Source organism: Mesorhizobium koreense (genome assembly GCF_031656215.1).
Classification (GTDB): domain Bacteria; phylum Pseudomonadota; class Alphaproteobacteria; order Rhizobiales; family Rhizobiaceae; genus Mesorhizobium_L; species Mesorhizobium_L koreense.
This window is the reverse complement of the sequence record NZ_CP134228.1, coordinates 2,149,940-2,176,027: the sequence shown is the minus strand read 5'-3', so window position 1 is coordinate 2,176,027 and position 26,088 is coordinate 2,149,940. Positions and strand designations below refer to the sequence as shown.

Below are 26,088 nucleotides of genomic sequence, written 5' to 3'. Positions count from 1 at the left end.
GCTACTGACGGCGAATGGGAGCCAAAGGTCGATGTCATCCCGAACGGGCGGCTTTGAACGAATTGCCGTCGCCGTATTGCGGTAACGTTCCGAGGTCCTGCTCCATGTTGGCGAATTCGGCGACCAGATTGGCGCTGAGCGCCCGCACCGCCGGATAGGACTGGCGGTCGCGATGGATCAGGAGCCCGATCTCGCTCGCGGAAAGATCAGGTTCCGCGAGCGGTACATGGACGAGAGTGCCGGCCTTCAGTTCATCAACGAAGCCCAGCGGCGTGAAGAAGCCGACGCCCAGTCCGGCATGTATGCTCTCCTTGGTCATGGCGAGCGAATTGGTGACGACCAACGCCTTGAACTGCGCGCCCGAATGGGTGAACTCGGCTTCCGCCGTGGCGTTCAGGATCCAGGGATCATTGAGCATCACCACCGGATAGGACGCGCATTCGGTCAGCGTCAGTTCCGAGCGCTTCGCCAGCGGATGCTCGGGCCGCATAATGGCGCCAAGCCGCATGCGAATGCGCGCCGCAACCTGATAACCGCGATAACGCCGGTCGATAAAGAGAACGGCGATATCGGGCCGTCCAGCGCGCATCTCCTCGGCGTGCTCGTTGGGGCTGGCGTCGATGATGCGATAGGAGATGTGCGGATGCTGGCGGGTGGTCTTCCCGACGGCCCGAGGCAAAAGCCGCACGATCGGCGAGGGAATAGTAACGACCCGCACCTCGCCCTGGACGTCGCCCGAAAGCGCCGAAACCTCCAGGCAGGTACTCTGCCACTTCGCCAGCGTATCGCGCGCATGGCGGATGACGAATTCGCCGGCTGCCGTTGGGCGCACGCCGTTGCCAACCCGTTCGAAAAGCGGCGTGCCGAAATCCGCTTCGAGCTTGAGGATTTGCCGATTGACCGCCGATGACGCCACGTTGAGTGCGCTTGCGGCACGGCGGATCGAGCCCATGCGGGCAACTTGGTCGATGTAGCGGAGGATGGCGGCATGCATGGCGAGACACTCCGCATACGGTGATGCCATTTTGGCAGCACCTCTGTCGAATCTTTATGCTTCCTGACAGCACCTGGCTACCTCTAAAGTGGCTTGACTTCATGACTGATGCCGCCCGCGCCCGGCTGCGTGCCGTGGTACGCAGCGGTCGGTGGAGTATCGGAGGAGATGCGGGACCGGAGCCAGGTTCCCACCCGCAACAGGAGGAGTTGAATGGATCGAAACGGGCTCTCGCGCCGCGGCGTGCTCAAGGCAGGTGCCGCGGTGGCCGGCGCGCTGGCCATGCCGACGATACTTTCCGGACGCGTCTTTGCCGCCAAAGGTACCAAGACCCTGAATATGCAGCTCGGCTGGCTTGCCAACGGCAATCAGCTTGGCGAGATCGTGGCCAAGCAGATGGGCTATTTCGAGGAAGAAGGCATCGATTTCAAGCTGCAGCCCGGCGGGCCCAACATCGATGGCCTCGCCATGGTCGCATCGGGCCAGTACGAGATGGGCGTGATGCCGTCGAGCCCCTCCATCATGCTCGCCGCCTCCCAACACATTCCGATCCGCTGTTTCGGCGTCGGCTTCCAGGAACACCCCTTCGCCTTCTATTCGCTGCCCAAGGCCCCGGTCCGCGAGCCCAAGGACCTGATCGGCAAGCGCGTCGGCATTCCGCAGACGACGAAGATCCTGGTCACGGCTCTCTTAAAGAAACATGGCATTCCGGAAGACCAGGTGAAGGTCCAGATCACGGGATCGGAGCTCACTCCGCTGCTCACCGGCCAGGTGGACGTGATTACGGCCTGGCAGACCAATACGACCAACCTCAAGATTCTCGGTCCCGACGCCGTCAGGATGCGCCTGTGGGATGTCGGCATCAAGCTCTACGCCAACAACTACTACGCACAGGCCGACCGGCTGAAGGAAGATCCTGAGCTCTACGCCAAGTTCATGAAGGCCTCTTCCCGTGGCTGGGCGCTTGCCCGTGAAGACTCCGCCAAGGCGGCTGGATTGCTGGTGAAGGAATTACCCAACCTCGATCTCGCCGGGGAAACCGACGCCGCTGCAGTGGCCGTCTCCGTCACCTTCAATGCCGACACGAAGGAATACGGATGGGGACATTTCCGCCGCGACCTGTGGGAAGACCAGATCGCGCTCTATGACGGGCTCGGACAATTCTCGGCCGGCGCTCCGAAGGTCGACAACGTCATCGACGAGAGCATCCTGGCCGCGACCAAGGACGTTCGTGCCAAAATCGGTTGATGGGAAGAAAATGACACAGGAAGAGATCAGGCCGGAATGCGATCGGGTGGGATATTCCTACAAGACGCGCGGCCGCACCATCTCCGAGGCCGACATCATCTTCCACGCGGGGCAGACGGGCGACCTGTTCCCGGCGCATCTTGACGCCGAAGCCGCCAGCAAGACGCCCTATGGACAGCGGATCGCGCATGGGACGCTGACGCTCTCGATCGCGATGGGGCTGAAATTCGATACCGACCTCTCGAAGGGATTGAGGATCTCCTACGGTTACGACCGCGTCCGCTATCGCAAGCCGGTTTTTATCGGGGATACAATCAGTGTCGACGTGGAGGTGACCAGTTGTGAGATGGACCCGAAGCGGAAGGGCGTGAGGCGAATTATCGAGACCATGAATGTGGTCAATCAACGTGGGGAGAGCGTGATGTCGGCGGATCACGTTCTTATACGCTGGGTATGAATTCCGGGCCGGCTTTGCCGGACGGATGCAGCCGGAAAGGGAACCCCGGCTTTCAAGTACAAGACATGGGAGGTTTAGAATGAACATTACACGGATTTCACGGCGCAACATGCTGAAAGCGGGCGCCGGATTGGCTGGCGCGCTCGCCCTGCCGACGATCGTCACAAGTCGCGGCATGGCCGCCGGTGGCACGCAGCCGGTCAATATGCAGCTCGGCTGGATCACCGGCGGCAACCAGATCGGCGAGGTCGCCGCCAAGCGTCTCGGCTATTTCGAGGAAGAGAAGATCGACTTCGCCATCCAGCCCGGCGGGCCGAGCATCGACGGCGTTGCGATCGTGGCCTCCGGCCGCTACGAGGTCGGGCAGGTCTCCTCCAGCCCGTCCCTCATGCTGGCGGCGTCGCAGCATATTCCTGTGACTTGCTTCGCGATCGGTGCCCAGAAGCACCCCTACGCATTCTTCTCGCTCGCCAAGAACCCGATCAGGACGCCAAAAGACATGATCGGCAAGAAGATCGGCATCCAGGCGACCGGCCAGATCCTGCTGACCGCGCTTCTGAAGAAGCACAACATTCCCGAAGACAAGGTCGAGAAGGTTATTGTCGGCTCCGACTTTACGCCGCTCGTCACCGGCCAGGTGGACGCCTTCACCGGCTGGGCGACGAGCATCACCCAGCTCAAGATGCTGGGGCCGGACTACGTGACGATGAGGCTGTGGGACGAGGGCATCCAGCTCTACGGCCTGCCCTACTACGCCACGCAGGACACGTTGAAGAACAAGGCGGAACTGCTCGCTGCCTTCCTGCGCGCCGCCGGCAAGGGCTGGGCCTATTGCAAGGACAATCCTGAAAAGGCCGTCGATCTCCTCGTCCAGGAATATCCGAACCTGATCAAGAAGGACGAATTGGCGGGCGCACCCGTCATGCTGTCTTACGAGTTCACCGAGCGCACCAAGGAACATGGCTGGGGCAGCTTCGACACGGCCGTCTGGCAGGAGCAGATCAAGACCTATGCCGACCTCGGCCAGTTCTCCGCCGGCACACCCAAACTGGAGAGCGTGGTGTCGACGGCTATCCTCGACATGACCAAAGATTCGCGACCGAAGATCGGCTGAGGAGGATCCCGATGGAAGCCGCCGTCCTGGAGCAAACCGACCGTAAATCGGCCGCCACGGCGGCGGCCGTCGAGCTCTCGCGCGTCACCGTGCGTTTCACCACCGAGCGCGGTACGGTAACCGCGCTCGAGAACATCGATCTCACCGTGCCGAATGGTGGCTTCCTGACGCTTCTTGGACCGTCGGGCTGCGGCAAGTCCACGCTGCTGAGGGTCGTCTCGGACCTGATCCAGCCGACTTCCGGCAGCGTCAGGATATTGGGCGGCGACGCCTCCGCCGCCCGCGCCCGCCGCGACATCGGCTTCGTCTTCCAGGACGCGGCGCTCTTGCCCTGGCGCACGGCGCTCGAAAACGTCTCCCTTCCGCTCGAGGTCGGCGGCAAGAACAGCCGTCCCAGCCGCCGCACGCCCGCGGAACTTCTGGAACTGGTCGGGCTGGCCGGCTGGGAAAAGGCCCTCCCCCATGAATTGTCGGGCGGTATGCGCCAGCGCGTTTCGATCGCCCGCGCGTTGGTCAACGATCCCAAGCTGCTGCTCATGGACGAGCCGTTCGGCGCGCTCGACGAGATCACGCGCGACCGGCTGAATGAGGAACTCCTGAGCATCTGGGAGGAAACCGGTACGACGATCCTCTTCGTAACGCATTCCATCTACGAGGCGGCCTTCCTCGGCCAGAAAGTCCTGCTGCTCGCCGCCCGTCCGGGCCGTGTCCGCGAAACGGTCCCCGTTCCGCTTCCGAACCCGCGCCGCATCGAACAACGCGAAAGCCTCCAATTCATCGAACTTGCCGCGCATCTGCGCCGTGTGCTGGAGACCTGCTGATGTCCGCCTCCGCCATTGAAGCCGCGCCCGTGTCCAAGACCTTCGACGACGACGCGCAAGCCCACTTCGACGCAACCCGCCGCTACCTCGCCTGGCGTCGCCGGCTGCTGCCGGTCATCGCGACGGTCGGCATTCTCGTGATCTGGGAGGCCTCGGTCCACATTTTCGGGATCCGGCCCTTCATTGCACCAGCGCCTAGCGCGGTCGCGATGATGCTCGTGCAGAAATTCGGGCTGTTGATGTCGAATCTCGGTCCAACCGCGATCGAGGCGATTTCCGGCTTCCTCATCGGCAACATCGCGGCGGTCCTGATCGCGACGAGCTTCGTCTACCAGCGCACTGTGGAGGAAGCCTTCTTTCCCGTCGCGGTGATGGTCCACACCATCCCGGTCATGGCCTATGCGCCGATCCTCGTCCTGCTCCTCGGCAACGGCATGTCCGCGAAGATCGCCATCGCCGCGATGATCTGTTTCTTCCCGACGCTGGTCAACATGACGCGCGGCCTCAGGAACGTGAACCCGCAGCACATGGAACTGATGCGCATCCTGTCGGCCTCGCCGACGGAGATTTTCTTCAAGCTGAGGTTCAAGAACTCGCTGCCCTACCTGTTCTCGGCCCTGAAGATCGCCGCCGCCACCTCGGTGATCGGCGCCATCGTCGGCGAGTGGATCGGCTCCACCACCGGCATCGGGGCGCTTATCATCCAGGCGACCTACAATTTCGACTCGCCGCTTCTCTACGCCACCATCGTGGTCGGTTCCTGCTTCTCCGCCTTCTTCTTCGGTCTCATTTCCTGGGCGGAGCGCATGAGCCTCAAGTGGAATGTCGCCGAGGCAGTCTGAACTCAACTCGATCAAGATCTTACGGAGGTCATTTCCATGACAACCCCCAATTTCGTGACTGAGCCGGCAGGCCAGGTCCCCGTCGTCGCCAGTTCCGATCTCGTCGTCGTCGGCGGCGGACCGGCCGGCATCTCGGCGGCGGTGGCCGGCGCCCGCAACGGGCTTTCGGTGACGCTTCTCGAACGCTACCCCTATCTGGGCGGCCTCGCCTCCGGCGGCATGGTGCTGGTGCTCGACGACATGTGCGACGGGCCGGAAGTAACCGTGCGCGGCCTGTGCGGCGAGATCATCGACCGCATGACAAAGCTCGGGCTGTGCGTCACGCCGCCAGAGAGCGACTGGATCTCGGATAACGCCAAGTTCCGCCAATGGGCGCGGTGGGGCTGCTACAATTTCCATTCGCACCAGAAACCGCAGCCGGTCTGCTACGCTTCCGCCTTCGATCCGGACGGCTTCAAGCGAGCGGCCAACGAAATGGTGGCCGAATCCGGAGTAACGCTGAGGGCGCACTCCTGGTTTTCCAAGCCCATTGTCGAGGACGGCACGATCAAAGGCGTCATCTGCGAAACCAAGAGCGGCAGGCAGGCCGTGCTCGGCAAAGTCGTGATCGACGCGACGGGTGATCTCGACGTGGCCGCTGCCGCCGGTTCCCCGCACACGCTGGGTTCCTTCATCGTCACGACCGTCTTCCGCCTCGGCGGCATCGACACCGATGAAGCGGAGCGCTTCGAGTATGAAGAGCCGGAAGCCTTCGCCGTGCTCGACCGGGAGGCGAAGCGTATCATGGGCGGCTCCTGGGAGCGCTGGTGGCTGAAGACTCCGCTACCCGGCATCGTCTGGTGCAATTGCCCGCACATGGCCGGCTTCGACGGGCTCTCCGTCGAGCACCTTACCAATGCCGACTTCAAGGGCCGCGAGCGCATCGCTGAACTGGTCTCCTTCATCCGCGCCAAGATGCCGGGCTTCAAGAATGCCTTCGTCGTCGACGTCGCGCCGCAGATCGGGGTGCGCCAGTCGCGCCTGCTCGAGGGCGAGTATGTGATGACCAAGGAAGACGTGACGGCGCGCCGGCACTTTGCCGACAGCGTGGCACGCGGCCGCGACTACTATTATCCCTACCGCACACTGCTGCCCAAGGGTGTCTCGCAGCTTCTCGTCGCCGGCCGGCACTATTCGTCCACCGCTGCCGCGCAGCGCATCTCGCGCGAGATCCCGCCCTGCATGGCGATGGGCGAGGCGACCGGCGTCGCCGCCGCGCTGTCCCTCCAGGCCGGCGTCACCGTCGACAAGGTCGACGTGCGCAAGGTGCAGGATGTGCTGCGCGCCCAGGGCGCCGATCCGGGCGACCGGCCATCGGCCAACGCGACGATCGAGATGGCCGCGGCGGAGTGACGGGATCGCGAAGCCCAGGCGCGATGAAAAAGTTTTGAAAGAACAGGAACGCAAAATGTCATCCTCCGATATGCAGCCGCTCTCGGGCATCAAGGTCATAGACTTCACGCAAGTGATGCTCGGTCCCTGCTGCACGCAGGTCCTTGCCGACTATGGTGCCGACGTCATCAAGGTCGAGCGGCCGGGCGCCGGCGACCTTTCCCGCAATTCCATCGCCGACGATCCCGACGGCCAGAACAATCCCGTCTTCCGCAGCCTGAACCGCAACAAGCGCTCGATCGCGCTGGACATGCGCAAGGACGACGCCAAGGCGGTGATCTACGAACTGGTGAAGACCGCCGACGTCGTGATCAACAATTTCCGCGCCGGCGTCATGGAGCGCATGGGCTTCGGCCACGAGAAATTGTCCGAGATCAATCCGCGCATCATTTCCGCCTTCGGCTCGGGCTTCGGCCCCAAGGGACCGCTGTCGCACAAGGGCGGGCAGGACCTGCTCGCCCAGGCACTTTCCGGCGTGATGCTGCGCAAGGCCGACCCGAGCTTGCCGACCTCGCTCTATCCAACTGCGCTCTGCGACTACACCGCGGGCATGCACCTGGTGCAGGCGATCCTGCTGGCGTTGATGCAGCGGGAGAAGACCGGCCGCGGCCAGTCGGTTTCCGTTTCGCTTTTCGAGAGCATGCTCGCCATGCAGATCCAGGAAGCGGCCATGTGGCTGCAGCGCAAGAAGGACCTGAACTGGGGCGCCTTCCCGCTGACCGGCGTCTTCGAAACGACCGATGGCGCCATCGTGCTGGTCGGCGCCTTCAAGGCGAACCCGCTGCAGGACATCTGCAAGGCGCTCGACCTGCCTGACCTGTCGCTGGAGGCCCGCTTCGCCAGCTTTGCCGACAAGGTGGCCCACAAACCGGAACTGCAGAAGCTGTTCCGCGAGCGCTTCGCCACCAATACGACCGAATACTGGCTGGGCCGGCTGGAAGAGCAGGACTTGCTCTGCGCCCCGGTGCTTACCTTGCCGCAAGCCCTCGACCATGGGCAGACCAAGGTCAACGGCTCGATCATCGAACTCGACGGCGGCATCCCGCTCCTGGGCTCGCCGCTGACGATGGACCCGACCGCCTTCCAGGTGCGGCATACTCCGCCCGAACTGGGCGGCGATGGCCGCGCCATCCTGGAAGAAGCAGGCTATTCAGCCGGTGAGATCGACCGCCTGGTCGAGAGCGGCGCGCTCGCTGGCGAGCGGCGCGGAGAAGCCGCATGAGCGTTCTCTTTTCCGTCGAGGATCATGTCGCGCGCGTCACGATCGACCGGCCCGACGTGCTCAACGCTGTCGACCTTGCGACACAGACCGAACTCATCCGCATCTGGGAGGCAATCGAGAAAAACCGCGACATCCGCGTCGTGGTTCTGACGGGGGCCGGAGAACGGGCCTTCTGCACAGGCGCCGACATGAAGGGTGGCTCGGGCATGAGCGGCCTGGAATACTGGGCCGCTCCCCGCCCCGGCGGCTTCGGCGGCATCGCGTTGCGCGATACGCTGAACGTCCCTGTCATCGCTCGCGTAAACGGCCATGCGCTTGGCGGCGGCATGGAAATGGTGCTCGGCTGCGACATCGTCATCGCTTCGGAAAAAGCGACCTTCGGCCTGCCGGAGCCGCGTGTCGGTCGTCTCGCGCTCGATGGAGGCATCGCGCTGCTCGCCCGCCGCATCCCTCATGTCCAGGCGATGGGCATGCTCCTGACCGGGAGACGCGTAGGCGCGGAAGAGGCCTTCCTTCTCGGGCTTGTCAACGAAGTGGTGGCTCCGGACAGCCTGGATGAGGCGGTGGACCGCTGGGTGAAGGACATTCTCGCCTGCGCTCCGCTTTCGGTGCGCGCGGTGAAGGCGATGGTCCGTGCCGGCGAAGGGCTGAGCGCCAAGGAGGCGCAGATGCTGAGGCTCCCCGAACTGGTCGAGGCTCTGAAGTCCGAGGACCAGAACGAGGGCGTCGTCGCCTTCCGCGAGAAACGCGCCCCGAACTGGAAGGGGCTCTGAGGGCCGGACCATGGTCTACGTCATCGCCTCGACCTGCATCGACGTTAAGGACGGCGCCTGTCAGGACGTCTGCCCGGTCGAATGCATCTATGAGGGCGGCCGGATGATGTACATCCAGCCGGAGGAGTGCATCTCCTGCGGGCTGTGCCTTTCGGTCTGTCCGGTCGACGCGATCTGGTCGGAGGACGACCTGCCCGAACACGAGCGACGATTTCAGGCCATCAACGCGGAATTTTTCGGCCCTGATGTGACCGGCTGGGGTGCGCCGGGGGGTGCTTCGGCCGAATATCGGTCAGATAAGGACCACCCCGAAGTCGCGAGCCAGGAAAAGGAATTGATTACGCATGATCATTCACAGGAAGCTCATGGCGGGCGAGTGACGGGCGGGTAGCGACGGCGGCGCAACTGCTTAAGCGGAGCTCCAAAGCTGGGTTTCGATCGCCGCCTTGTCGATGACCGACCACACTTCCTCGATCCTGTTCTCCCTGAACCTGTAGAACACGTTCTCGGCGAAGGACACTTTCCGCCCGTTCACGGGAAGACCGAGGAACATTTCCCTCGGCGTGCAATGAAAAGCCAGCCGAGCTGCGACGCAGGGCGGATCGGCGATCAACAACTCGATATTGAAGCGGAGATCGGGAATCTGGAGAAAATCCTGCTCCAGCATCCTGCGATAGCCGGACAGGCCGATTTGGCGGCCGTTATGCCGCGCGTCTTCATGAACGAACCGTCCAAGGTTCGGCCAGTCCTTTGCGTTCAGACAGGCGATGTAGGCCCGGTAGGCATCGGCAAGGTCGATCTTACCCGTCAAAGCTTCGTCCAGGCGCCGTTCTTCTTCGACGACTTTACGCAGGCCTCGATGAAGGCAACGCCCTCGACACCATCCTCGACGGTGGGGAAGACGACATCCTTCGGCACCTTGCCGCCCTTTCGCCGCGCTGCGCGGATGGCCCGGGCCGCTTCCGCATAGATATTGGCGAAGCCTTCCAGATAGCCTTCCGGATGGCCAGGCGGGATGCGCGTCACTCGGCCGGCCGCGCCACCGGCGCCTGCCCCACCACGCGTGATCAGCCGCTTCGGCTCACCGAAAGGCGTGTACCAGAGATAGTTCGGGTCGGCCTGCGTCCATTCCAGCCCGCCCTTGGTGCCGTAGACGCGTAGCTTCAGCCCGTTCTCGTTGCCTGGCGCGACCTGGCTCGCCCACAGCATGCCCTTGGCGCCGCTCTTGAAACGCAGGAGCACGCTGACATTGTCGTCGAGCGGCCGGCCTTTCACGAAGGAGGTGAGGTCGGCGGCGAGCGCCTGAAGCTCCAGCCCGGTGACGAAGCGGGCAAGGTTATAGGCGTGCGTACCGATGTCGCCGACTGCGCCGCCGGCGCCAGACTGCTTCGGATCGGTGCGCCAGACCGCCTGCTTGGCGCCGCTGTCCTCGATCTTCTCGGTCAACCAGTCCTGCGGATATTCCGCCTGCACGACACGGATATCGCCGAGCACGCCCTTCGCCACCATCTCGCGCGCCTGCCGCACCATCGGGTAGCCGGTGTAATTGTGCGTCAACACGAAGATTTTGCCGGTCTTTTTGACCAGCCCCGCAAGCTTCTTCGCATCGGCGAGATTAGAGGTCAGCGGCTTGTCGCAAATGACGTGGATGCCGGCATCGAGGAACGCTTTCGCCGGCGGGTAGTGCATGTTGTTGGGCGTCACGATCGCCACGGCCTCGATGCCGTCGGGACGCTTCGCCTCGGCTTTCGCCATCTCGGCAAAGGAGCCGTAGCTGCGCTCCGGATCGAGCCCTAGCTCGGCGGCCGAAGCCTTCGCACGCGCCGGGTCGGACGATAGCGCACCCGCCACCAGTTCGAACTCGCCGTCCATGCGCGCCGCGATGCGGTGCACGCCGCCGATGAACGCGCCCTGCCCGCCACCCACCATGCCGAGCCGGATCGGTCCTGCCTGCTTCTCACTACGTCCTTCGATCGCCATCTCGTCCTCCTCCCTCTCCGTACCGCCTCAAATGCCCATCATCTTCCGAAGCTGGGCCCGATCCGTCGAGCCGCCGGCGAAATCGTCGAACGCCTTCTCCGTGACGCGGATAATATGGGCGGCGATGAAGGGTGCGCCTTCGGCAGCTCCCTGTTCCGGATGCTTCAGGCAGCATTCCCATTCGAGCACCGGCCAGGAATCGTAATCATATTGTGCCATTTTCGAGAAGATGCCGGAGAAATCGACCTGCCCGTCGCCGAGCGAACGGAAACGCCCGGCCCGCTCCAGCCAGCCGGCATAGCCGGAATAGACGCCCTGCCGGCCGGTCGGGTTGAACTCGGCGTCCTTCACGTGGAAGGCGTAGATGCGCTCGTGATAGATGTCGATGAAATCGAGATAGTCGAGCTGCTGAAGCAGGAAGTGCGACGGATCGTAATTGATGCCGGCACGCTTGTGACCGCCGATCTCGTCAAGGAAACGCTCGAAGGTCGTGCCGTCGAAAAGGTCCTCGCCAGGGTGCAGTTCGTAGCCGATATCGACGCCGTGCCCGTCATAGAAATCGAGGATCGGCTTCCACCGCCGGCCGAGCTCGGCGAAGGCTTCCTCGATCAGTCCGGCCGGGCGCTGCGGCCAGGGATAGAGATAGGGGAAGGCGAGCGCGCCGGAGAAAGACACCGATGTCTTCAATCCCATATGCTCCGACGCCTTCGCCGCCGCCTTCATCTGGCTGACTGCCCATTCCTGCCTGGCCTTCGGATTGTTGTGGACGGAGGCCGGAGCAAAGCCGTCGAAGGGCGCGTCGTAGGCGGGATGCACGGCAATGAGTTGGCCCTGGAGATGGGTCGAAAGCTCCGTCACCTCGACACCGGCTTCCTTGCAAATGCCCTTCACCTCGTCGCAATAAGTCTTTGACGATCCTGCCTTTTCCAGATCGAACAACCGCCCGTCCCAGGTCGGGATCTGCACGCCTTCGTAGCCGAGACCGGCCGACCATTTGGCGATCGAAGGCAGCGAGTTGAACGGCGCCTCATCGCCCGCGAACTGCGCCAGGAAAATGGCCGGGCCCTTCATCGTCTTCGGCATATGGGATCTCCTCTGTCGTCTTGCCGGCCCCGGGGCGCGGCGGTCGGTCCATCTTTCGTCGGTGCCACAATGGCGTGCCCTCGGTGAAAGCTCAACGGGGGGCGGCGGGATTTTCGATGGGTTTCGAGCGATCCGATTTTCCACCTTCCAAAATCATTGTATGGGATGGCGTCTCTTCCCATTCCGAGCGTTTGATGCCCTCCCTACCGATCGTTTATTCGACCCATCCGCTGCACCCGCATGCAACCGCCATGCTCAACGGCATCGCAACGATGAAAGTCGCCTCGGCGCTCGATCCTGAAACCTTCGTACGGGAATCCCGCGATGCGGCCGCGCTCGTCATCCGCGTGCCGGTGCCCGCTGAGATGTTCGAGAACGCACCGCTGTTGAGGCTCGCGGCCCGCCATGGTGCCGGCCTCGACATGGTGCCGATGGAGGCAGCGACGCGCGCCGGCGTGCTCGTCTCCAACGTGCCGGGCGCCAATGCGCGTACGGTGGCGGAATACATCTTCTTCGCCGCGATGGCGCTCCTGCGCCGTTTCCGCCCGATCGACCGCGACCTGAGGGCGAAGGGATGGCTTGCCGGTCGGGTCGAGACGGTGCACGGCAGGGAATTGGCAGGGCGCACATTCGGCATCGTCGGCATGGGCAGTATCGGCCGCGCCGCCGCCATGATCGCAACCGCCGGCTTCGGCCTCGACGTCATCGCCGCCAGCCGCAGCCGGCAAAGCCTGCCGGAAGGGGTCGGCTGGCGCACGCTGGAAGAACTGATGGCCGAAAGCGACATCGTCGCCATCTGCTGCCCGCTGACGCCGGAAACGCGCGGCATGATCAACGCCGATCGCATCGGCCGCATGAAGCCGGACGCGATCCTCATCAACGTCGCGCGTGGCGCGATCGTCGACGACGATGCCCTGCTCACGGCACTTCGTGAAAACCGCATCGGCGGTGCGGCGCTCGATGTCTTCGACACGCCGCCGGAGCCGGACCATCCCTATTTTTCGTTCGACAACGTGCTGGTCACCCCGCACATGGCCGGCATCAGCGAGGAGAGCATGGAGCGCATGGGCACCGGCGCAGTCGCCGAAGTGATCCGCGTGCTGAAGGGAGGCCTGCCCGTCAACCTGCGCAATCCGGAGGTGGTGGAGCACTACCGGCAGAGGTTTCCGGAAGGGCTACGGTAGACTCTCTTCGCACCGCCTACGGGGAGAAGGTAGCAAAAATCCTACGAAGCGATTGGGACAGTATCCGAAGACACTTCCACGCGGGGTGTCATCGGTGGAAAAAATCTCGTAGCAGAAAGCAAAATATTTAAGCCAAGCGCCTGGCCAAGCACACAAATTCGAATGCTCCTGATACGCGACGAGGCGATTTTATCAACGCCTCCGCGCTCGCGCTTACCATCGAACGGTCATTGGACAATGGACCGCGATGGAAGCACAGATTCGAAACTACGAAATTTCTCTCAGTCGCCTTTCCTACCATGCGGCGGCGCTGCATGTCGTGCTGGCAGGGCGCCGCCTCCAGCGGCTTCTCAAGGCGAACTTTCATCCAACCGAGCCGCGTGTGCCCCGCCACAATACCGGCGGCGGCCAATGGACGAAGATCGGCGGGTCGTACCGCCTGCCTTCCGGCGCCCGCGTCATACGCGTTGGCGGCGAGGCGCATCTCTTCAAGCTGCGGCCGGGCATGCTCGACGAAGGCGACGATTCGCCCGGCTCCAAGGACTTTCAGGAGATCCCTATCGTCCGCCCTCGTGACGCAAGCGACCGCCATTCGATCGTGCGGAGTATCCCGATGGCGCCGTTCGTCGGAAAGCCGGCCGGGACCTTGCCTCGCAAGCTTGAAGCGATCGGCGCGCCTGCATGGCTGCGAGAGTACTATCCGCATATCGATGCCTACACGCAGGGGCCGAAATCTTTGTCCGAATTGCAAGCGGGTGCGCAATCGAGCCGACCCGGCTATGATATCCACCATATCGTGGAGAAAACCCCGGCGTTGGATGAAGGCTTCCCGAAATCACTCGTGAACGGGCCAGACAATCTGGTCAGCATCCCAAGGTTCAAACATTGGGAAATTACAGGGTGGTACGCGAGAAAGTTCGAAAGCTCGGATCACATGTCGCCCCGCGAGACACTTAGTTTGCGTCCTTGGGATGAGCGCTACCAATTCGGTCTCTACGCATTGAGAAAATTCCAGGTGATGAAATGAGCATCAACGATCGTTTCAAATCAATGATAACTGACGAGCTCGTGGCTGCGTTTGAGCGAATCTGCCTCGAACAATACGAAGCGATTCTAGGAGGGAAAAACCAGAAATATAACCGGTTGTTCGATGAGGTCATGATCATCCGCGACGAGCTAAAGGCGCGCGGAGAAAGACAGGTATTGCTACCGCTTCTGAGCCACAAGAACAGGCAGGTTCGGTATCAAGCGGCCATGGCAACGCTTTTGGTTTCACCTGCAAGCGCAAAGCAGGCACTCGAAAAACTTAGCCACAGTCACGAGTTTCCCCAGGCTGCCGACGCCAGCATCGCGCTGGACAAGCTTGCGGACGGAAGCTTCGTGCCGTCGTAATGGCAGCCCGCTTCCCTCACTCCTCCGGTTCGGTGGTGAACTGCAGCGGATAGCCCTTGGCGCGGCCCGCCTCCGTGGCGCGGGTGGCCTTGGTCTCGGCGATATCCTTGGTGAAGACGGCGACCACGCACACGCCGCGCCGGTGCGCCGTGATCATGACATGATAGGCCTGCTCCTCGCTCATGCGGAACTCGCCTTTCAGGACGGTCACGACGAATTCGCGCGGCGTATAATCGTCGTTGACGAGGATCACCTTATGCAGGCGCGGCCGTTCGGTCTTCGGCTTGACCTTCACGCGCGGCTTGGTGACGACATCGCTCATCGGAACACCTCACGGGTTACGAGCAACCTGCGATTTTGCCACCGCGGCGGCGAACGGTCCATCCGCACCCTGAAATTGTGAACCGGGGCTAGGCCCGAACGACGCGCGGCTGCCCCGGAACGCCGGTCGCGCATTCGAGCGCGGCGCAGTCCCAATGGCCGAGATCGGCCGCCGCGCGATAAGTGCTTTCCAGGAATTGCATAAGTCTCGCCGCTGGATCGGCAGCCGCCCGCACCGCATCATATGGCAGCAGGAACTCACCGAGCGTCGTATCGAAGCGCGCCGCGCCCGGCACGACCGTCGCCGCCGCGAAGCCATCCGGCGCCGGATAGGCGTAGGAATAGAAGGCCGGAAAATCGACGCCTGCCCCGCCTGGCCAGAAGCCCGCAGAGGAGACTTCATGGCTGTAGGCTTCCTGCGTGACCGTGTCCGGCAGTGCCGCGATACCGCCGGGGTGAAGTGGCGCGCGCCTGCCCGAGAAACGGGTCACGGCGAGGTCGAAACCTCCCCAGAAGAGATGAACCGGACTCACCTTGCCAAGGAAGGAGGTCCGGAAGGTGCCGAATACCTCCGCTACCAGGGCCAGCGCCTGATAGAAGCGCTTTACTGCATCCGCATCGTAAGGCCGGACGGCGTGGTCCTCGGCAAAGGGAAGAGCATACGGTATCTCGCTCGGCTTGCCGTTCCATTTCGGTGTGCCGCCGAGCGAGGCCACAAGTTCGCGCAGCCGGTCCTGGAAATCAGCGACCGACATCGGCCCTAGAGCAAACCCGCCCCGCCGCCCGTCGGCGGCGGCTCCCTCGATACGATGGGCGATGAAGTCGAAGCGCAGTTCGATGCCCGGCCCGTCCGGCACCATCGAGGTGGTCAGTCCGCGTGCGTCCGGATAGAGCGTCGCATGCCAGGAATGGTTGACCCAGGGCGTGTGCGCCAGCCGATACTTGCCGACGATCTGCACATAGAGATGCAAGGCCCGGCATGTGTCTTTCCAGGGACCATAGGGAATGTCAGGCCATGAGTGCGCCATCCATTGTCCTCCGAAGGCTAAGGAATGGAGCGTGCCGTCGATTGCCTCTCTTGTCCACCCGGCCCTCGGCTCAGCCGGGGAACAGCTTGAAGTAGGGCTCGGCCTCGTCCAGCACCCGCTTGAAGGAAGGACGCCGGGCGAGCCGGTCGTAATAGGCGGCAAGCTTCGGGTATGTTTCCGCGAATGGCTGCACCTTGCCGGCATAGAAGAGCGCCGGCAGGGCGGCGCAATCGGCGAGCGTGAAGTCTTCCCGTTCGGGCCACATTCCCTGCGGCAGCCGCGCCTCGACGGCGTCATAGGCGGTGGCGAGTTCCGCCCTCGCCTTCTCGACACCGAAATGGTCGTTCTTGCCTTCCGGCCTGATCTTGTCGGTGACGATCTTCGACATCAGATCCTGCACATAGAAATCGAAGAAGCGCTCGGCGAAGCGGACCCTAAGCGCCTCCTCCGGGTCCTCGGGCAGGAAGCGGGTCGGGCCGGGATAATGGCGATCGAGATATTCGATGATGACGCTCGTTTCCACGATCGTGCGGCCGTGTGCGCCATCCTGCAGCGCCGGCATCTTGCCCATCGGCGAATATCGCCGGAACGTCTTCGCCTCGGCTTCATCCATCAGGTCCACGACATGGCTCTCGAACGGCGTGTCGTTCTCGTAGAGCGCGATCAGCACCTTCCAGCAATAGGACGCCAGCGGGTGGTAATGGAGCGTCAGGCCCATCGGTTTCTCTCCTTGCCGACCCGGCATATGACGATGTTCCAGACAGGCGGCGATCATGCGGCAGCGACATCAGCGATGCGCGCATAAAATTCTTCCCCTTCGCGACTTTTTATTGACCGCGCTTCTGTCGATTCCTAACACTAGGACACGATTCGGCGATGTACCTTTTTCGCCGGTCCGGGGGCACAAGTAGCGTCAAACCGAGTCCATTCCACTCACCGCCGGCAATCTGTTCGACGGCGATATCCGGACTGCGCATATCCGCGGAGCGGTCGCAAGGCCGGACGGAATGCACGGCGCCGGTGAAAAAATCGGGCAATGAACGCATACGCAAGACCGCCAGAACCAGTATCGGCCATCACGCGGCGAAGCGACCTGTCCATCGGGCTCATGCAGATATGCCTCGGCATTTCCGCCGAATATTACATGGTCCTCGATACGGCCTGCGGACCGGATGGTTCTTCCACACGCTTGCTCGCGTCGAACTGGATCTACGACGCCATAGACATGGTCGGGCTAGACCACCTGGCTAAAATGGCGCGAAAGGCGACGCCGCTAGGCGCGACACCGCAACCGCTCTTCCTTGCTGAAAACCCAAGCAGGAACAGGAGGATATGCGGCGACCCTGAATCTGAACTTGCGCGCTTCGGGCACAGCGAGGTTTACGCGCTCTGGCTGGGAACCGGCGCGCGCCGGGCCTGCGCGTTCTTCTCCGCCTCCAGCCCCGGCCGCATCCGCCGCAATCTGGTTTCGGCGGCGCAGTTCCGCTCCGCCTATCTTCTGTCCGAAATGTCGGATCACGAGGCGGGGGCCGAGCCGGCAGATCCCTTGTCGGACCGCGAGCGCGAGTGTCTTTTCTGGGTGGCCGAAGGTAAGACCACCGACGATGTCGCGCTGATCGTCGGCGTCTCCGCCAACACCGCCAACCGCTATATCGCCCAGGCTATCCGCAAGCTTTCTGCAGCCAACCGCGCCAAAGCCGTGGCAACCGCGATTCGTCGGGGTATCCTGTGATGGGTAGGGCGATTGCATTTGGAATTCGACCCCCACTCCGTCCGCTTCGCGGCCACCTCTCCCCCGCTCGACGGGGGAGAGGAAGCGGCGGCCGCTGTCACAAGCTCCTTTCCTCTCCCCCAAGAATGTGGGGGAGAGGTGGCCGCGAAGCGGACGGAGTGGGGGATATTCCTTATGCGTGACCGTGTCGTTGGCAGGCAGGAAGCGACGCTCGCAGCGGATATAATCGAAACAAGATCCCGACTACAGGCTCCCTCCCCGGCCATACATTCAGCCTCTTTCTTACGCGACCAGGGCACGGAACTGGCACGGCGGATCGGCGCGACGGGCCATGTTGTTTTCGCGCTCACGCGCGGCGCGCGCGGCGGAGAACTGGCCCCGATCCTCCGCTCTGACTTCCCTGATATCCCGCCCGCCGGTACGCGTCGGCTTGCCGATTGCGCACGAGGCTCGATCAGGCCGTTCTGGTGGGCACAGGATGCCGCGAGCGGCCTCGAGGGGCTGCGCTGGGCATTACGGCTGCAAGTCCCCCTTCCCGGCACGACCGGCCTGGCGTTCCCGGTAGCCGCCGGGCAGGATGCAAGCGGTCTGGTCGTGTTTATCGGGACGCGATTGGCCGTATTGGATCGGGCATTGCCCGACCTTCACGGCGAATGCTTCAGCCTCTTCGAAAATGCCGTCCGCCAGCACGCCACCTCACCTCGGGAAGCGATTTCGCTGACGAAGCGCGAATTGGAATGCATCCGCCTCGCCGCCGATGGATTAAGCAGCGAGGAGATCGCCAAGGCCCTCCGGCTCTCGCTCCATACGGCCAACCAGTATCTATCCGACGCCGCCCGAAGGCTGAACGCCAATGGTCGCATGCACACGGTGGCAAAGGCGCTGCGGCTCGGCTTGATCGACTAAAGCATGTCTCCCGAAAGTGGGCGCCGGTTTTGGGACAAAAGACATGGGTGAAATCAAGAAGCTAGAGCACATGGAGCGAATCTGAAAGATCGCGACGCGCCTTAGGATCTATTCCAGATAGCCGGCTTGCAGCCCGCTATGTCCCCGCGTCTTGCGGATGCGGGCATCGGCGATCGCCGCTTCCAGAAAGCTGGTGTTGGCGTGCGGGTCGTTGCCCGGCTCGTCGAAGGCGACGTAGTTGACGTCGATTTCGGCGTGCCGGTCCGAAAGCGCGAGCGTGAAATAGATCGTCGCTCCGCGTGGCCGAAGCTCGAGGTCGAGCACGATCTTCGGCGGTGTAGCCCAGCAGATATGGGCCTCGCCGCCATGGCCGAGCCTGAGCGTACCGGGCATGAAATAGAGTTCGGCCGCGGACGCCACCAGGTCCGATATGTTGGCGAAGCGCTCCAGCTTTATGTACGCCACATAATCGGCGACATCGATCATGCGCAACTCGGCGACGACGTTCTCGATCGCCTTGGCGACGATGACCTCACGGGCTTCCGAATACGCTTGCCTGTCCATCACTTCCCTATCAATGAGCAGCCTTGTCCGACGCTGGAGCCGCCTTCTCGCGGTAGACGATCCGCACCAACTCGGCCACCGCCTGGTAGAATTGCGACGGTATCATGCTATCGACCGAAACTTGTTTGTACATGGAGCGGGCGAGCGCCACGTCCTCGAAGACGGGAATGTCGTGCTCGGCAGCGATCTCTCGGATCTTGAGCGCGAGCAGATCCTGCCCCTTCGCCACCACGATGGGCGCAGCCGTCTCCTCCCGCACATAGCGCAGCGCAATCGAGAAGTGTGTCGGGTTGGCGATGATGAGCGTAGCGCGCGGCACCGCCTGGATCATGCGCCGGCGCGCCCGGTCGCGAGCGAGCGAGCGCATGCGGCTCTTGATGATCGGATCGCCGTCGGTCTGCTTGAACTCGTCCTTGACCTCCTGCCGGGTCATGCGCAAGTCGCGCCGCCATTTGAAGCGTGACCAGAACAGGTCGGCGCCCGCGATCGCCGTCATCACCAGCGTGATGGCGACAAGGATATGCGTGGCGGCTTCCTTAATGACGGCCGTGAACTCGATAGGCTGCGTGATCATGCCAGAAAGCAATTGCCGGACGATCCCGTTCATCGCCAACGCCACGAACATCGCCGTGAAGCCGAGCTTCCCGAGCGACTTGGCGAATTCGACGAAGCCCTGCACACCGAACAGGCGCTTCCATCCTTCGCGCAGCGAGATGCGCGAAGCTTTCGGCTGAATGCGATCGAGCACCAGGCGCGGCATGTTCTGCAGCGCAGAGGCGGCAAGCCCCGCCGCCATCAGGAGCACGAGCACGCCGCCGATACTCTTGGCGATCTCGACCAGCACCATGCGGTAGAGCGTGGCGACGTCTTGCGCCGTGGCGATCGGCCATTCCTCCGGCCGGTCGAGAAAGCCGGAAAGGAAGCCGCCGAGGTCGAGGATACTGTCCTGCGCGAGGAAGACGGTGAAGACGAGGATCGCCACGAAGGAGGCGAGGATCGACAATTCCTTGGAGAAAGGCAGATTGCCCTTCTCGATGGCGTCGCGGATCTTCTTTTCCGAGGGTTCCTCGGTTTTACTTTCCTGATCGCTGTCCTCGGCCATTGGCTATGCCGAAAGCCTATGCCGCTTCCTGCACGTCTTCGGTGCCGGGAAGCTGTACCGCGCCCTCATTGGCAAGTCGGATCGCGGTAGAGGCAATGTTCTTGCGCGCCCGTGCGATGTCCGCGAACGGGATGTTACCGGGCTCCGAGGCAAGCTCCGATTCGATCATACGCCGCGAGCGCGGTCCGAGCGCGGAGAGGATCGCTTCCGCCAGTGTCGGCTCGCAGCCGCGCAGCGCCAGCGTTACGACGTCGGTACCGAGGCCGTCGAACAGCGCCACCCGCGACTTCTGCGAAAGCTGGACGATATCGTCGAAATTGAAGAGCCGCGAGCGGACAGCGTCGAGGTCCGCCGTGCCGGCCGCCTGCATCTCGCCGATGACCTCATCGAGGTCCTCCTTGTCGAGTTCGTTCAAGATGCCGGCGACGCGAATCTGGCCAGCGGTATTGTCCTTGAACGAAGCATCGGACAGCATCCGAGTACGTATCTGGTCCTCGACGATGCGTTTGGCCTGCTCAGGCACGCTGTTCATGGCGAGCAGACGCTTGACGACCTCGCCGCGCATCGGCTTGGCGAGCGTCATCAGCGCGTTGGCGGCGGCCTGCGTCGCCATGTTGCTCAAGACCAGGGCGGCCGTCTGCGGATGCTCGTTGGCAAGGAAGGCCCCGACGCGCTCGGCTTCCAGTTTCTCGACGGCCGGCCACACGGGCGGCGGCGCCTTGCTCTCCACCGCCTTTGGCTGGTCCTGGCCGAGGATCGCGTTCATCTCCTCCGGCGTGAAGGATTCGTTCAGGATCGTGTCCATCGTGTCGGCGGAATCGAGAAGCCCCGCGCCCTCGGCGAATTCCGCTTCGAACTCGCCGACGATCCGCTCGAGTTCGCCCTGCGGGATGGTGCGCAGCGCGCGAGCACCGTCGATCAGCGCCTTCAATTCGTCCTGCTTGAAATATTTGAGCAGGCGACCGGCAGTCGGCTTTCCCATCGCCACCAGGATGGCGGCGGCCTTCTGCGGCTTGGTCAGGTTCAGGGACTGGCTCATCGGGCGGGATCCATAAGCAAGCGTAGGTTTATCGCGGCGTCTTGCCGGCGGTGATGATCTCGGTCAGCTTCACGCCGAAGCGCGATGGGTCGTTGTCGAGCACGGTGATCTCGCCGCGCGCGATCTTCTGGCCGTTGACGACGACATCGACAGGCTCGCCGATGCGCCGGTCGAGCGCGACGGTCGAACCCTTCTGCAGCGCCATCAACTCCGACACCGGCATTTCGGTGCTGCCGAGCATGATCTGTACGTCGACGGGGATGTTCATGATGATGGCGTTGTTGCGCAGGCTCGCGGCCTTCTCCCCCTCGCCCGGTTCTTCGTGCAACGCGCCGCGCAAATCCTCGATAGCCTGGTTCAGCTGCTCTTCCTCGATATCGGTCGGAGCCTCGACGGTTTGGGCTTTCGCTTCGGATTTGCTCATCTTTTTCTCCGTTGGTTCTCCCGGCTCTCAGCCGGGGAAAAGCCCGTCGATGAATTGCTGCCCGGCATCGTAAGGATGGCGGACGCGGACCGTATAGTTGGCGCCGAGCTTGCCGAATTCGCACACGAAAAGCGTCTTGCCCTTGGCCGAGAGCCGTGTCTCCGCCTGTGCCGTCTGCGGCATTTCGAGGACCTGTCCGGGCTGAAGCGCGGCAAGCGCGCCGAGAGTCATCGGCGACATCGGGATCGCCGCGTCGAGCCTCACGACCGAGCGCATGATCTCCTCGCCGAAATGCGCGCCCCATTTGGCGGCCGTCGCCCGGTCGGCCCCATTACCGTCGGCGCGATGAGAAAGAAGCACGCGATGCGGCATGAACAGCTCGATCGTGCCCTTGCCGGTCGGCGTCGACACCTCGAAGACGAGCCTTGCCGCCGGCCCGTCGCGGAGGAGCTGCTTCTGCAACTCCTCGCCGGTGATCGCTGGCGGGATCGGGAAGCGGATATCGAGCGAGCGGGCGCCGGTTCCATTGACCGCCACGGCCATCTGGTGGAACACCATATTGACCACCGCCACTTCCGTTGGGGAGAGGTCGCGCTCGATCGGAACGGTGGGCAGGTCCGGATCGGCGCCGAAAAGCGCGCTCACCAGAACCGCGATCGCATGGGCGTCGATGAGGAGAAGCAGCGCGTCCGCCGAGATGGTGGATGGCGCGATCGTCATCGCGTGATGGCCGCCGGGCGCTGGCCTTATATCGACAATGCGGGCGACCTCGACCGTCTTCAGAGTGAAATCGACCGGCTCGGTCAGCCCCTCGTTGAGGCTTTTCGCGATCAGCGGCACCGTCCGGATCGCCAGTGACCGCGAAGCGCCCATCACCTTGTCGGTCGCGCCGGTCGCGCCAACCAGCTTCTCGACGATGAGCTTCTGCATTCCGGCAGGGGTTGCCGCCTCAGCCATCGTCAAAGCGCGCTCCCTCGTTTGTGGCGCATCGGCGAAGCCATCGTCTAGGCCGCCTTCTTCTGCTCGGCGCCGCCGAGATTGAGCGTGCTCTGCTCGACAGCGTCGATCGTCGGCCGGTCATGCGCGGAGATCGTCTTGCGCCCGAATTCGAGAGCCACCTGCGGCAGCGAGCCGTTCATATAGGCGAGCAGTGTCTGCTTCACGACGACATAGAGCCGGTTGTTCTTGTCGCGAACCGCCTTGATCTTGGCGGCGATCGGGCCGACCACGGCATAGGAAAGGAAAATGCCGGCAAACGTGCCGACCAGCGCCGAGCCGATCAGTTCGCCGAGGATTTCCGGAGACTGGTCGAGCGCGCCCATCGCCTTGACGACACCGAGCACCGCCGCGCAGATGCCGAGCGCCGGCAACCCGTCGGCGACGGCCGTCATGGCATGGTAGGATTTCAGCCTGTCGTGGCGGATGGTGTGGATTTCCTCGTCCATCAGCGCTTCGATCTCGAAGGGCCGCGCATTGCCGATGATGATGAGCCGGCAATAATCGCAGATGAAGTTCGTCAGTTCGTGGTTCCTGAGGATGAGCGGATAGGTCTGGAAGATCGTCGATTCGGTCGGGTTGTCGATATGGGCCTCGACCTCGTTGCGCGTCTTGGTCTTCAGTTCACGCATCAGCGAATGCAATACGCCGAGCGTTTCCAGGTAGTCCCGCTCTTTCGGCACCGATTGCAGGAAGGCTTCGAGACAGGCCTTGCCCGCGTCTTTCACGATCGTGAATGGATTGGCCACCAGGAAGCAGCCGAGGGCCGCACCGACGATGATGACGAATTCCCACGGCTGGAAGAGCACGTTGATGTGGCCGCCGAGCGCCATGAAGCCGCCCAGCACGCAGCCAAGCGTCACCACCAGTCCGATTATTATGCCCACAGTCCGACTTCCTAATATGCGTCTTCCGTGTCCCGGGATACAGACCGTGCCTTGTGTGAGGCTTGAAAGAAGAGCGCCTTATTGACGGGCGCTGGCAACGCCTTTGAAATCTCAGGCTCGCGCCGGCCAGAAGAACCACACCAGCGCCGCCAGTACGATAATCCAGATCGCCGCGATGAAAGCGAGACCGGCTCGGCTGGAAGGAACCGAACGGCGGGCCGCCTCAGCGCGAAATTCGGCCATCAGTTCGACCGGCACCAGCCTCACGGCAAGCAGGATGCCAAGCGGCACGATAATCAGATCGTCCAGATAGCCGAATACCGGAATGAAGTCGGGGATCAGATCGATCGGGCTGAGGGCATAGGCCGCGACAGCCCCGGCGGCAACTTTTGCATACCAGGGCACCCGCGGATCGCGGGCAGCAAGCCAGAGAGCCACGACGTCACGCTTGATGGCGCGCGCCCAAAGCTTTAGCGAAGCGATGATCGTCACGCCGCCATACGTTCCCTGGAAGGGTGGCGCTTCATCGGCTTCTCTCTCCTTCCCTAGGTGAACCCGGCGACGCTACAGCGTGTGCGGGTAGGCACCTACAATACATCTAACGCCGAGCGACCGCACACGAACAGTTTCGCGCAAGCAAGGTGCTCTAGGGTTCCACACTGCCGAAAAGCAGTCGGGAACAGCCGCGTGACCAGCACCTACGCCACCTACCAGTCGATGACCCGCGACATGGCGCGGACGACGACGCAGGTCGAGAACGAGCCGCAGGTGAAGCGCGAGACCGAGTACTATCTGGCCAATATCGGTAACGTGAAAACGGTCGACGACTTCGTCAACAACACTAGGCTTTTCAACTACGCCATGAAGGCCTTCGGGCTGGAGGACATGGCTTACGCCAAAGCCTTCATGACCAAGGTCCTTACCGAAGGCGTGTCGGACCCCGACAGCTTCGCCAACAAACTGACCGATCCGCGCTACAAGGCGTTCGCCGAAGCGTTCAATTTCGCCGCCGACAAGGACGGCGCCACCACCTATGTCGCAGCCCAGAAGGGCGTCACCGACCGCTATACCCTCACCGCGGTCCAGAACGGTGTGACGCCGGACAACCCTGTGCTTCAACAGCAGACCCAGGATTACCTGAAGCAGGTCGTCGATGTAAAATCGATCGACGATTTCCTCAACAACGACACCGTCTATACCTACGCCATGAAGGCTTTCGGCCTCGACGCCAAGCTCGGCGACAAGACCTTCATGCGCAAGATCCTTGAGGGCGGCGTCTCCGATCCGAACAGCTTCGCCAACCAGCAGACGGACAAGAACTACGCCGCCTTCGCCGCCACCTTCGATTTCGCCGCACATGGCGAGGAAGCCACCACCTATTCGGTTCCGGAAGAAGGCGCCGTCGACGGCTACATGCGCCAGACCATGGAGGACGAGGCCGGCGCGCAGAATCCGGGCGTCCAACTCGCGCTCTATTTCCAGCGCAAGGCCTCCAGCATCACCTCCGCCTACGACATCCTTGCCGACAAGGCGCTGGCCAAGGTGGTGCGCACCGCGCTGCGTCTACCCGACTCGACTGCCATGCTCGACATCGACAAACAGGCTTCGATGATCGAGGACAAGCTCAACGTCGAGGATTTCCAGGACCCTACCAAGCTTGGCGACTTCCTGAAGCGCTTCACCAGCCTCTACGACATCGACAACCCTTCGGCCGCCCAGCAATCCTCACCGACAGCCATATTGTTCAGTCAGCCGACGACGCAGGGCATCTCCACCAATCTCCTGCTCAGCATCCAGCAATTGAAGATCTGACCGATGAGCATCCCGACCGGACTCTACGTTTCGCTCTCGGCACAGATGGCGTTGCAGAAGCGGCTCGAAACCATCGCCGACAATGTCGCCAACGCCAATACGGTGGGCTTCCGCGCGACCGGCATAAAGTTCGAGGACGTGGTGACCGGGGCGGGCGACAAATCGGTCGATTTTGCTTCTTCCGGCACGAACTTCCTCTCCGGCAAGGCCGGCGGGCTGACCCGGACCGGGGACCCGTACGATTTCGCGGTCCAGGGCGATGCCTGGTTCGGCATCGCAACGCCCGCCGGCACCGTCATGACCCGCGATGGCCGTTTCACGATGAGTCCCGCCGGAGAACTGGTCACGCATGAAGGCTACGCCGTGCTCGATGCCGGCGGAGCCCCGATCCAGCTCAACCCCAACGACGGCCCGCCGGTCGCCGGCAAGGACGGCACGTTGAGGCAGAACGGCAAGCTCGCCGCCGCGCTCGGCCTCTTCACCTTCGATTCGGGCCCGAACTTCCAGCGCTTCGGCAATTCCGGCGTGATCCCCACCAGCCGGCCTACGCCGGTGGTCGATGATGCGACGGTCGGAGTCGAGCAGGGCTTTCTGGAGCAGTCCAACGTCGATCCTATGCGCGAGATGGCGAGGCTTATCATGGTGCAGCGCACCTTCGAGGACACCGCCTCGCTGGTAAGCAAATCCGAGGCGACGCTGGACGACGCCATCAAGACACTCGGCTCGACATGATAGC

General features: G+C 62.9%; 30 protein-coding genes. 16 read left to right on the top strand and 14 right to left on the bottom strand.

Going from position 1 to position 26,088, the window contains the following annotated elements:
- Positions 1–34: 34 nt before the first annotated feature.
- The gene (locus tag RBH77_RS10330; RefSeq protein WP_311032053.1) at positions 35–1,024 is read right to left on the bottom strand and encodes a LysR family transcriptional regulator; all 990 of its coding nucleotides are present in this window, start codon (positions 1,022–1,024) and stop codon (positions 35–37) included.
- A gap of 183 nt (positions 1,025–1,207) precedes the next feature.
- Between RBH77_RS10330 and RBH77_RS10325 the strand changes: the two genes are divergently transcribed.
- From RBH77_RS10325 to fdxA, 9 genes are all read left to right on the top strand, one after another.
- Positions 1,208–2,242 (top strand): ABC transporter substrate-binding protein, encoded by a 1,035-nt coding sequence (locus RBH77_RS10325; RefSeq protein ID WP_311032052.1) that lies wholly within the window; start codon positions 1,208–1,210, stop codon positions 2,240–2,242.
- A gap of 10 nt (positions 2,243–2,252) precedes the next feature.
- Positions 2,253–2,699, top strand: a complete 447-nt coding sequence (locus tag RBH77_RS10320; protein ID WP_311032051.1) for a MaoC family dehydratase — start codon at positions 2,253–2,255, stop codon at positions 2,697–2,699.
- A gap of 79 nt (positions 2,700–2,778) precedes the next feature.
- Complete coding sequence (locus tag RBH77_RS10315; protein ID WP_311032048.1) at positions 2,779–3,813, top strand: ABC transporter substrate-binding protein; 1,035 nt, start codon at positions 2,779–2,781, stop codon at positions 3,811–3,813.
- Positions 3,814–3,824: 11 nt separating this feature from the next.
- On the top strand, positions 3,825–4,634 hold the full coding sequence (locus RBH77_RS10310; RefSeq protein WP_311032047.1) for an ABC transporter ATP-binding protein: 810 nt from the start codon (positions 3,825–3,827) through the stop codon (positions 4,632–4,634).
- Positions 4,634–5,476 carry an ABC transporter permease gene (locus RBH77_RS10305; protein WP_311032046.1) on the top strand — a complete coding sequence of 281 codons (843 nt, stop codon included), beginning with the start codon at positions 4,634–4,636 and terminating at the stop codon, positions 5,474–5,476. Before RBH77_RS10310 ends, RBH77_RS10305 begins: the two co-directional genes overlap by 1 nt.
- Positions 5,477–5,512: 36 nt before the next feature.
- Positions 5,513–6,868 (top strand): FAD-dependent oxidoreductase, encoded by a 1,356-nt coding sequence (locus RBH77_RS10300; RefSeq protein WP_311032045.1) that lies wholly within the window; start codon positions 5,513–5,515, stop codon positions 6,866–6,868.
- Between the two features lie 55 nt (positions 6,869–6,923).
- Positions 6,924–8,129, top strand: a complete 1,206-nt coding sequence (locus RBH77_RS10295) for a CaiB/BaiF CoA transferase family protein (RefSeq protein ID WP_311032044.1) — start codon at positions 6,924–6,926, stop codon at positions 8,127–8,129.
- Positions 8,126–8,902 carry an enoyl-CoA hydratase-related protein gene (locus RBH77_RS10290; RefSeq protein ID WP_311032043.1) on the top strand — a complete coding sequence of 259 codons (777 nt, stop codon included), beginning with the start codon at positions 8,126–8,128 and terminating at the stop codon, positions 8,900–8,902. The genes RBH77_RS10295 and RBH77_RS10290 overlap by 4 nt, the downstream gene beginning before the upstream one ends.
- A gap of 10 nt (positions 8,903–8,912) precedes the next feature.
- Positions 8,913–9,293, top strand: a complete 381-nt coding sequence (fdxA, locus tag RBH77_RS10285) for a ferredoxin (RefSeq protein ID WP_311032042.1) — start codon at positions 8,913–8,915, stop codon at positions 9,291–9,293.
- Between the two features lie 18 nt (positions 9,294–9,311).
- Here the strand turns inward: fdxA and RBH77_RS10280 are convergent, their stop codons facing one another.
- The 3 genes from RBH77_RS10280 to RBH77_RS10270 are packed head-to-tail and all read right to left on the bottom strand — an operon-like array spanning position 9,312 to position 11,965.
- Positions 9,312–9,713, bottom strand: coding sequence for an ester cyclase (locus RBH77_RS10280; protein WP_311032041.1), 402 nt, complete (start codon positions 9,711–9,713; stop codon positions 9,312–9,314).
- Positions 9,710–10,882, bottom strand: coding sequence for a Gfo/Idh/MocA family protein (locus RBH77_RS10275; RefSeq protein ID WP_311032040.1), 1,173 nt, complete (start codon positions 10,880–10,882; stop codon positions 9,710–9,712). Before RBH77_RS10275 ends, RBH77_RS10280 begins: the two co-directional genes overlap by 4 nt.
- Positions 10,883–10,909: 27 nt before the next feature.
- Positions 10,910–11,965 carry a sugar phosphate isomerase/epimerase family protein gene (locus tag RBH77_RS10270; protein ID WP_311032039.1) on the bottom strand — a complete coding sequence of 352 codons (1,056 nt, stop codon included), beginning with the start codon at positions 11,963–11,965 and terminating at the stop codon, positions 10,910–10,912.
- A 194-nt stretch (positions 11,966–12,159) separates the two neighbouring features.
- Here RBH77_RS10270 and RBH77_RS10265 point away from each other — a divergent pair, with 194 nt between their 5' ends.
- From RBH77_RS10265 to RBH77_RS10255, 3 genes are all read left to right on the top strand, one after another.
- Positions 12,160–13,149 carry a hydroxyacid dehydrogenase gene (locus RBH77_RS10265; protein WP_311032038.1) on the top strand — a complete coding sequence of 330 codons (990 nt, stop codon included), beginning with the start codon at positions 12,160–12,162 and terminating at the stop codon, positions 13,147–13,149.
- A gap of 247 nt (positions 13,150–13,396) precedes the next feature.
- Complete coding sequence (locus RBH77_RS10260) at positions 13,397–14,176, top strand: hypothetical protein (RefSeq protein ID WP_311032037.1); 780 nt, start codon at positions 13,397–13,399, stop codon at positions 14,174–14,176.
- A complete protein-coding gene (locus RBH77_RS10255) occupies positions 14,173–14,541 on the top strand; it encodes a DUF2019 domain-containing protein (protein WP_311032035.1) in 369 nt (122 codons plus the stop codon). Before RBH77_RS10260 ends, RBH77_RS10255 begins: the two co-directional genes overlap by 4 nt.
- A 16-nt stretch (positions 14,542–14,557) precedes the next feature.
- Here RBH77_RS10255 and clpS read toward each other — a convergent pair whose 3' ends face one another.
- The 3 genes from clpS to RBH77_RS10240 form a co-directional block, all read right to left on the bottom strand.
- Positions 14,558–14,863, bottom strand: a complete 306-nt coding sequence (gene clpS / locus RBH77_RS10250) for an ATP-dependent Clp protease adapter ClpS (protein ID WP_311032034.1) — start codon at positions 14,861–14,863, stop codon at positions 14,558–14,560.
- An 88-nt stretch (positions 14,864–14,951) separates the two neighbouring features.
- Positions 14,952–15,890: a DUF5996 family protein gene (locus tag RBH77_RS10245; protein ID WP_311032033.1), complete on the bottom strand. Its 939-nt coding sequence runs from the start codon at positions 15,888–15,890 to the stop codon at positions 14,952–14,954.
- Between the two features lie 70 nt (positions 15,891–15,960).
- The gene (locus RBH77_RS10240; RefSeq protein WP_311032031.1) at positions 15,961–16,608 is read right to left on the bottom strand and encodes a glutathione S-transferase family protein; all 648 of its coding nucleotides are present in this window, start codon (positions 16,606–16,608) and stop codon (positions 15,961–15,963) included.
- A gap of 318 nt (positions 16,609–16,926) precedes the next feature.
- On the opposite strand from RBH77_RS10240, the gene RBH77_RS10235 reads away from it, so the two are divergent.
- Positions 16,927–17,622, top strand: coding sequence for a helix-turn-helix transcriptional regulator (locus tag RBH77_RS10235; protein WP_311032030.1), 696 nt, complete (start codon positions 16,927–16,929; stop codon positions 17,620–17,622).
- A gap of 174 nt (positions 17,623–17,796) precedes the next feature.
- Complete coding sequence (locus tag RBH77_RS10230) at positions 17,797–18,528, top strand: helix-turn-helix transcriptional regulator (RefSeq protein ID WP_311032029.1); 732 nt, start codon at positions 17,797–17,799, stop codon at positions 18,526–18,528.
- 108 nt (positions 18,529–18,636) lie between these two features.
- On the opposite strand, the gene RBH77_RS10225 is transcribed toward RBH77_RS10230, so the two are convergent.
- The 7 genes from RBH77_RS10225 to RBH77_RS10195 all read right to left on the bottom strand — a co-directional run bounded on the left by RBH77_RS10225 (position 18,637) and on the right by RBH77_RS10195 (position 24,032).
- Complete coding sequence (locus RBH77_RS10225; protein ID WP_311032028.1) at positions 18,637–19,092, bottom strand: BspJ family T4SS effector nucleomodulin; 456 nt, start codon at positions 19,090–19,092, stop codon at positions 18,637–18,639.
- Positions 19,093–19,102: 10 nt separating this feature from the next.
- On the bottom strand, positions 19,103–20,194 hold the full coding sequence (gene flhB, locus RBH77_RS10220) for a flagellar biosynthesis protein FlhB (RefSeq protein ID WP_311032026.1): 1,092 nt from the start codon (positions 20,192–20,194) through the stop codon (positions 19,103–19,105).
- Between the two features lie 16 nt (positions 20,195–20,210).
- The gene (locus RBH77_RS10215; protein ID WP_311032025.1) at positions 20,211–21,233 is read right to left on the bottom strand and encodes a flagellar motor switch protein FliG; all 1,023 of its coding nucleotides are present in this window, start codon (positions 21,231–21,233) and stop codon (positions 20,211–20,213) included.
- A gap of 28 nt (positions 21,234–21,261) precedes the next feature.
- Positions 21,262–21,657, bottom strand: a complete 396-nt coding sequence (gene fliN / locus RBH77_RS10210; RefSeq protein ID WP_311032024.1) for a flagellar motor switch protein FliN — start codon at positions 21,655–21,657, stop codon at positions 21,262–21,264.
- A gap of 27 nt (positions 21,658–21,684) precedes the next feature.
- Positions 21,685–22,614, bottom strand: coding sequence for a FliM/FliN family flagellar motor switch protein (locus tag RBH77_RS10205; RefSeq protein WP_311032023.1), 930 nt, complete (start codon positions 22,612–22,614; stop codon positions 21,685–21,687).
- Between the two features lie 47 nt (positions 22,615–22,661).
- Positions 22,662–23,540: a flagellar motor stator protein MotA gene (gene motA, locus RBH77_RS10200; protein ID WP_311032022.1), complete on the bottom strand. Its 879-nt coding sequence runs from the start codon at positions 23,538–23,540 to the stop codon at positions 22,662–22,664.
- A 111-nt stretch (positions 23,541–23,651) separates the two neighbouring features.
- Positions 23,652–24,032 (bottom strand): YkvA family protein, encoded by a 381-nt coding sequence (locus RBH77_RS10195; RefSeq protein WP_311032021.1) that lies wholly within the window; start codon positions 24,030–24,032, stop codon positions 23,652–23,654.
- A gap of 195 nt (positions 24,033–24,227) precedes the next feature.
- On the opposite strand from RBH77_RS10195, the gene RBH77_RS10190 reads away from it, so the two are divergent.
- Together RBH77_RS10190 and flgF are read left to right on the top strand one after the other, a co-directional pair.
- On the top strand, positions 24,228–25,352 hold the full coding sequence (locus tag RBH77_RS10190) for a DUF1217 domain-containing protein (RefSeq protein WP_311032020.1): 1,125 nt from the start codon (positions 24,228–24,230) through the stop codon (positions 25,350–25,352).
- Between the two features lie 9 nt (positions 25,353–25,361).
- Positions 25,362–26,084, top strand: coding sequence for a flagellar basal-body rod protein FlgF (flgF, locus tag RBH77_RS10185; RefSeq protein WP_311032497.1), 723 nt, complete (start codon positions 25,362–25,364; stop codon positions 26,082–26,084).
- The last annotated feature ends 4 nt before the right edge of the window (positions 26,085–26,088 follow it).

Excerpts from the sequence above, each read along its gene's own strand:
- RBH77_RS10330 (WP_311032053.1), bottom strand. The coding sequence starts at position 1,024 with ATGGCATCACCGTATGCGGAGTGTCTCGCCATGCATGCCGCCATCCTC.
- RBH77_RS10325 (WP_311032052.1), top strand. The coding sequence starts at position 1,208 with ATGGATCGAAACGGGCTCTCGCGCCGCGGCGTGCTCAAGGCAGGTGCC.
- RBH77_RS10320 (WP_311032051.1), top strand. The coding sequence starts at position 2,253 with ATGACACAGGAAGAGATCAGGCCGGAATGCGATCGGGTGGGATATTCC.
- RBH77_RS10315 (WP_311032048.1), top strand. The coding sequence starts at position 2,779 with ATGAACATTACACGGATTTCACGGCGCAACATGCTGAAAGCGGGCGCC.
- RBH77_RS10310 (WP_311032047.1), top strand. The coding sequence starts at position 3,825 with ATGGAAGCCGCCGTCCTGGAGCAAACCGACCGTAAATCGGCCGCCACG.
- RBH77_RS10305 (WP_311032046.1), top strand. The coding sequence starts at position 4,634 with ATGTCCGCCTCCGCCATTGAAGCCGCGCCCGTGTCCAAGACCTTCGAC.
- RBH77_RS10300 (WP_311032045.1), top strand. The coding sequence starts at position 5,513 with ATGACAACCCCCAATTTCGTGACTGAGCCGGCAGGCCAGGTCCCCGTC.
- RBH77_RS10295 (WP_311032044.1), top strand. The coding sequence starts at position 6,924 with ATGTCATCCTCCGATATGCAGCCGCTCTCGGGCATCAAGGTCATAGAC.
- RBH77_RS10290 (WP_311032043.1), top strand. The coding sequence starts at position 8,126 with ATGAGCGTTCTCTTTTCCGTCGAGGATCATGTCGCGCGCGTCACGATC.
- fdxA (WP_311032042.1), top strand. The coding sequence starts at position 8,913 with ATGGTCTACGTCATCGCCTCGACCTGCATCGACGTTAAGGACGGCGCC.
- RBH77_RS10275 (WP_311032040.1), bottom strand. The coding sequence starts at position 10,882 with ATGGCGATCGAAGGACGTAGTGAGAAGCAGGCAGGACCGATCCGGCTC.
- RBH77_RS10270 (WP_311032039.1), bottom strand. The coding sequence starts at position 11,965 with ATGCCGAAGACGATGAAGGGCCCGGCCATTTTCCTGGCGCAGTTCGCG.
- RBH77_RS10265 (WP_311032038.1), top strand. The coding sequence starts at position 12,160 with ATGCCCTCCCTACCGATCGTTTATTCGACCCATCCGCTGCACCCGCAT.
- RBH77_RS10260 (WP_311032037.1), top strand. The coding sequence starts at position 13,397 with ATGGAAGCACAGATTCGAAACTACGAAATTTCTCTCAGTCGCCTTTCC.
- RBH77_RS10255 (WP_311032035.1), top strand. The coding sequence starts at position 14,173 with ATGAGCATCAACGATCGTTTCAAATCAATGATAACTGACGAGCTCGTG.
- clpS (WP_311032034.1), bottom strand. The coding sequence starts at position 14,863 with ATGAGCGATGTCGTCACCAAGCCGCGCGTGAAGGTCAAGCCGAAGACC.
- RBH77_RS10245 (WP_311032033.1), bottom strand. The coding sequence starts at position 15,890 with ATGGCGCACTCATGGCCTGACATTCCCTATGGTCCCTGGAAAGACACA.
- RBH77_RS10240 (WP_311032031.1), bottom strand. The coding sequence starts at position 16,608 with ATGGGCCTGACGCTCCATTACCACCCGCTGGCGTCCTATTGCTGGAAG.
- RBH77_RS10235 (WP_311032030.1), top strand. The coding sequence starts at position 16,927 with ATGAACGCATACGCAAGACCGCCAGAACCAGTATCGGCCATCACGCGG.
- RBH77_RS10230 (WP_311032029.1), top strand. The coding sequence starts at position 17,797 with ATGCGTGACCGTGTCGTTGGCAGGCAGGAAGCGACGCTCGCAGCGGAT.
- RBH77_RS10225 (WP_311032028.1), bottom strand. The coding sequence starts at position 19,092 with ATGGACAGGCAAGCGTATTCGGAAGCCCGTGAGGTCATCGTCGCCAAG.
- flhB (WP_311032026.1), bottom strand. The coding sequence starts at position 20,194 with ATGGCCGAGGACAGCGATCAGGAAAGTAAAACCGAGGAACCCTCGGAA.
- RBH77_RS10215 (WP_311032025.1), bottom strand. The coding sequence starts at position 21,233 with ATGAGCCAGTCCCTGAACCTGACCAAGCCGCAGAAGGCCGCCGCCATC.
- fliN (WP_311032024.1), bottom strand. The coding sequence starts at position 21,657 with ATGAGCAAATCCGAAGCGAAAGCCCAAACCGTCGAGGCTCCGACCGAT.
- RBH77_RS10205 (WP_311032023.1), bottom strand. The coding sequence starts at position 22,614 with ATGGCTGAGGCGGCAACCCCTGCCGGAATGCAGAAGCTCATCGTCGAG.